The organism is Paraburkholderia sp. CNPSo 3281 (genome assembly GCF_024206515.1).
Taxonomy (GTDB): Bacteria; Pseudomonadota; Gammaproteobacteria; order Burkholderiales; family Burkholderiaceae; genus Paraburkholderia; species Paraburkholderia nodosa.
The window spans coordinates 1-5081 of sequence record NZ_JAMBPS010000117.1; the positions used below are offsets into that span (position 1 = coordinate 1).

Annotated in this window: 3 protein-coding genes and 2 pseudogenes; all 5 read right to left on the reverse strand. The window is 61.4% G+C overall.

Annotation, left to right across the window (positions count from 1 at the left end):
- Positions 1-2216 (reverse strand): annotated as a pseudogene (locus tag M3I56_RS40155) (ImcF-related family protein); the annotation flags it as partial.
- A 96-nt stretch (positions 2217-2312) separates the two neighbouring features.
- Positions 2313-2603, reverse strand: a complete 291-nt coding sequence (locus tag M3I56_RS40160; protein ID WP_254358577.1) for a PAAR domain-containing protein — start codon at positions 2601-2603, stop codon at positions 2313-2315.
- An 88-nt stretch (positions 2604-2691) separates the two neighbouring features.
- Positions 2692-3939: a hypothetical protein gene (locus M3I56_RS40165; RefSeq protein ID WP_254358578.1), complete on the reverse strand. Its 1248-nt coding sequence runs from the start codon at positions 3937-3939 to the stop codon at positions 2692-2694.
- Between the two features lie 10 nt (positions 3940-3949).
- On the reverse strand, positions 3950-4804 hold the full coding sequence (locus M3I56_RS40170; protein WP_254358580.1) for a T6SS immunity protein Tli4 family protein: 855 nt from the start codon (positions 4802-4804) through the stop codon (positions 3950-3952).
- A 19-nt stretch (positions 4805-4823) separates the two neighbouring features.
- Positions 4824-5081, reverse strand: a pseudogene (locus M3I56_RS40175) (hypothetical protein); the annotation flags it as partial.

The window sequence follows — 5081 nt, forward strand, 5'->3', positions numbered from 1 at the left end:
CTGATACACGATGGCATTCATGAGCGCAACCAGCGGCGAGCGTTGCGGGTCGCCCAGCAGCGAGAGCTGGTCGGCGGTGGCAGACAGTGTCGAGGCGCTCTGCCAGCGCAGGCTGTCGAGGAACTGCGCCCATGCGCGGGCATAGTCGTCGAAGTAGCGCTGCCGCAGTTCCGCTTTCAGCGTCGATGACGTCGCGCTGGCCGTCTTTGTGTCGGAGAGCACCCAGTCGCCGGCGACGTCTCCCTGGCTGCTCGCCTCGTCGATCGCTTTCGAGATGCGCTGCTCCCACGCTTCGCGCGTGAAGACGCCCGGAATGGTCTGGCTCGTGTTGAACAGGCCGCGCCCGGTGGTGTCGCCAAGCAGGCCGGCCAGGGAGACCGGCGGATACTTCGGCTTTGCGTCGTCGAGGATCTGCTGGTAGGTCGCGTCAGTCGAGTTCTGGATGCCGCGCACGCCAATGACGGTCTGGCGCGTAGCGGCAACCAGGCTGCTGTCCGGCACGATGGCGAGCGGTGAACCATTCGCAGCAGGTCGACGGCCCAGGTGATCCGCGAAGAATTGAATGGCGTGCTGGCGAAGGTCCTCCCACGTGCCGGACGACAGCGGCGAGGCGGGCGGGCGGGCGCCTGCGTTGCCAGAAGCTGGGGCGTGAGGAAGGACGCGACGGCCCGCTCGGGCCTGGCGAGCATCAGGTAGGCCTTGAGCGTATCGTAGGCGGCCTGCGCCTGGGCGTTGCCGCCGCTTGCGATCTCCGCGTCGGACATCGAGGCAAGCTGGCGCAGGCGATCCTCCAGTTTCTGGCGGATCGGACCAACGAGGATACGGCCCGCAGCATCCTCATAGCCGGGCCACAGCACAGCGAGTACGGCGCTGTCGCGATTCAGACCGAAGCGCGCGGTCCAGGGCGCGCCGTCGCGCTGACGTGTCTCGAGCGTGTCGATCTGCTTGTCGAGACTGTCGAGTGCCTGCATGCCCTGCGCCGGGCTCAGGGTGCCAGACAGTTTCGCGAGCGTGTCCTGTGCTGCGCCGATCGTGGCGCGATTCGAAAACCCCGAGACCATCGTGCCCACGATGCAGAGGGCGGCCACGCCTGTTGCCATCCACGCGGCGAGGATCGACGGTGAAAAGCCAACGCGGCGACCGTGGATTTTTCGGCTGTGCTCGGCGACGGTCTGCCAGATCGAGCGGTGCTGTGGAGCGATGGGATCGTCTCCCCCCTCTTCGACGGCTTTACCAGTAGCCGCAGGTGGGGCCAGCTCCCGCTCCCTGAATAGCGGTGCGAAAAGCAGGCCGTGAACGGCGTGGCGCCAGTAGCGCGAGCGGGCCGTCTGCATGACCAGCCCTGGCAGCGAACTGCCCAGCATTTCAATGTGCTGCGAAAGTTCGGCGGGGTAGCGGTCGTGATTGTCCCGGGCAATGCGTTCGACCCCGGTGTCGGCGAGATTGCGTATGAGGCTGCGTAGCGACGTGTGGACCTCGTCCGCGTTCACGCGGGCGTTCGACCACGTGAAACCAATCGCCTCGTCCGGACCCGTGGGCTCGGTGCCAAAATCCGTTACGTTGACCAGATAGGTGGGTGCCGCCCAGCGCAGTGCACGGGCGTGGCGCGCCAGGCGCTGGGCAAGCTCGTCGGCGTCGAACGCAGACCTCGCCGACGTGCGGTTGCGGGTCACTGCCACGATCGCGTCGATCGGCCGGCGGGAGCGCAGGCGGCGAATCTGGTTGAGCCAGTCGGTGTCGAGTCTGTCGGTGGTCTGCTTCGCGTAGAGCAGGACGGTGCCGCCGGTGATCAGGTAGCCGGTGGCGACGAGGCCGGGAGCGAGACGCTTGACGAGTGGTTCGTCGCCAGTGATGAGCACCCAACGCTCGCGGTAACGCCAGCGCCATCCGTGCCTGTCGCGAAGACTGTTACGCAAGTCTGCTGCGTGCGAACCCTCCGCCGATGCCACGCTGCCGGACTGCCCTGATGACGGGCTGAACTGCTTCGCTACCCAGTACCGGATCCGCCGTGCAGCGATGGCTGGTCGCGAAGATTCATCGAAGCTGAACCACAGGAACAGCACGACGAACACGACGCAAAGGGCGACGATCCACCCTGCCCGACGTTCGGCTGAATGTAGACCCAACCACGAGTCGCCCCTGAACCAGATCAGCAATCCGGGCAGCACAACCAGTATGACGACGCTCAGAATGTCGGTCCGGAACTTGCGTAGCATATCTCGTTACAGTCGAAGGTGAAGTTGCAATGCCAGATGGAAAAGCCGGTGGCCTGCCCCCGGAAGTGGAGCTGCCGCAGCAGTTTTGGCCTACGCTCAAACATCCACGTAAGATGAATATTGCGATGGAAGCAGACGTGGAGGTGGATCACACCTGCACACGCACAGGTCATCGCTCAGTGCGCCTTGCCTGCCATCGGGTCCCGTCATTGACTGGCGCGGCCCGTCGCACACGATACGACCTGTCGACTGACACTTGGGACACCATACTTCATCCTGCTCGTAGGTCTGCTCGCGATCACCGACTCTGTCTTTCGGATCGCCACCCACTACGGTGCCATCCGCTGTCGTCCTGTCGCCCTTCAGAATGTCGTACCGCCTGACCATGATGTGATTCCAGATTGATGAGATAAATCGTCTCGTGTTCCACACCGCAATCGACTAGCACGCGGAACGCTCGCGGGGTGCCTCTTCGTCAAGTGACACTTCGCATAACCGAAAAACAGACTCCGGTCTTTCCAGCCGTCGCAACAAGCTGGGGCGCACCATCCTGCACAGCGCTCTTGGCCGCGCACGCCACGGCAAACCACGGCGCCGCCGGCCCGGCATGACCAACCATGTAGTCGATATCCGCGACCTTTGCTCCAATACCTGCCTTGACGACAGCTTTGGTTACCGCATTGGCGCCGGCACCATCGAGGCCGCCCTGCCAGATCCGTTTGATGTCCGCGGGCTTGCTACATCCCCATCGCAGGGTACGCGCGAGGGCGTCGTCTATGGCACAGTCATCTGTCCCGTTCGGCCGATGGAACATCGCGATCGGCGCGAGCGCGAATTTCTGGCATACCGCTTCCGGCGCAACGAGAAGGGCAACAATGGTTTCTGCACTCCCATCAAGAGGGAGCGCCTGACAAATTGCGTTCAGTCTCACGCAAACGAGAAGTCGTGCCTCCTCGTCGAGCCTGCGGTTGACCCGGTCAAGCCACGCGTCGGCGTACATCAGGTCGGACGGCTCTGGCATGAGCCTGACCTGAACCGGGCGCAGGTCCGTCCACGCCCATCGCCTTTCCCAGATCGCCAGCGCTTCGTCCGTGTCCACGACGCCCGGCAGCATCAACTGGACCTTCAACCTCAAATCTGGTGGCAACGAACGCACCGCTTCTGCAACCGTATCGGTCACCGTGCTGAATGCCCATGCGAGGACATACCGGCGGCGCTCGTCGTCGTTCCTGAACGGAACTCCGTCCTTGTTCCTGTCCGGCTTTTCGAACCAGCGAGCATTGACCAGCGGCGCGTCCGGCTTGAGGGCAATCTGCGGCTCGAGCTTGACGGATCCGTCCAGCAACTTGCCAAAGTCGTCTTCCTTCTCCTCACTGGCAAACCTGACAGTCGAAGCAAGAACTCCCAGCGGTCGGCTGGCCCGCTCAAATACATCGTTCACGTAGTCTTCGCGGGCGTCGTTCCACGCGATGGCGTCCAGCCGGTGCCCCTCGTAAACGCTATAGCGGCGCAAGACCATGAATGCGGCGACACCGAATGGATACACCGTTGCGCAGGTCCAGAACCAGGGCGTCTGAGTTGGTTCGCCTTTTGGCCAGATAAACAGCACGACGAAAACGCCCGCGATCCCGATCAGGAAAAAGATAACCGTCCAGAGGAGCCGCGAAGGCGGGTTGTCGGGTACGGGCTCCTCCGGGGGCAAACTTGCAAAGTCAACGGCCATCGTCGCCTCCTCAGAAGCCATTCGGTCGTGGGCGCAAGGAACGGGAAATGACATCCCACAATGCCACCGCTTCACCCTCGCTCATGGACGCCGCCTTGATGCGACCCTGCACGAAGGCGTTGGGCGAACCTGTATAAAAGTCGAGCGTCAGCAACGGAGACTGGGCACCGCTCGTCATCGAATTCGCCTCAAGAGTAAACATGCTCCCCGGCACCTCCAGATCCGTTTCCCCCGCAATGAGCCATTCTTCAGCATCGATTCCTTGCAACGTGACGGCACCTTTCCGTACGGTTCGCCCACCTTTCATGGAACTCAGGCCAGCATTGATCTGATCGCCGCGCTGCATGAGGGTGTTGGGTTCGCGAATACCTGAGTTGCTTTCGAAATCGAAACTTACGTCCCGGTTGTTGGGAAACGCAAACTGTGCTTGGACATCTTCCTTGTCCGTTGCCTTTCCAGGAAGAAATGCACCAAAAAAGCAGAGACCGGGTTCCCGAGGTATTTCATCCTCGCTGCGCCAGCGCAGTCTTTTGACGAGGTCGAATATGAGTTGTGTTTTTTTTGGAACATCATTCTTTATTTTGATATGCTGAACAATAGGATCTTTTGTCTGATCGGGATGAAGGAAGTCGCTCCCTTCGATTCCAAGCTTGAACCGATACCCATGATCCCATTTGTACGCTTCGAAAACGCGGCGACTAGGCCCGTCACCCACGTTCCCCCGATGGACAAAGTAGTGCGCATCCGGACCATCGATCTCATCATCGGCATAGAGAAATGGATACGGGTCAATACTCTTCGTACCCCGGAGTTCTGCCTTGCGGTTCGCGACTTCCTGCACAGCAATGGAAGCAAAAAAAGCCATGTGCTCGCTCGGAGGATCATCACCTGTATTCCAGTGCCGTACCCTTGACGTTGGAAACAATTCTGGTGACAGCCCATAGCGCGAAGTACTGCTGCGGACGGTTCTTGTACGCACCCTCGTGGTCAACCCCTGGGTAGGCCACACAGGCCTGCACACCGGATTGCCCCGCTGGGGCACGGCCGGACCGGATAGGGACCGTCCCATCACCATTTTCTTCGGGCGGCATCAGGTTATATTGCATATAGATGGGATCGCCCCCACTGCGCTGGAGCAGCGA

Bases quoted from the DNA above. Each gene is read 5' to 3' on its own strand.
- M3I56_RS40160 (WP_254358577.1), bottom strand. From the start codon at position 2,603: ATGGTCAGGCGGTACGACATTCTGAAGGGCGACAGGACGACAGCGGAT.
- M3I56_RS40170 (WP_254358580.1), bottom strand. From the start codon at position 4,804: ATGGCTTTTTTTGCTTCCATTGCTGTGCAGGAAGTCGCGAACCGCAAG.
- M3I56_RS40165 (WP_254358578.1), bottom strand. From the start codon at position 3,939: ATGGCCGTTGACTTTGCAAGTTTGCCCCCGGAGGAGCCCGTACCCGAC.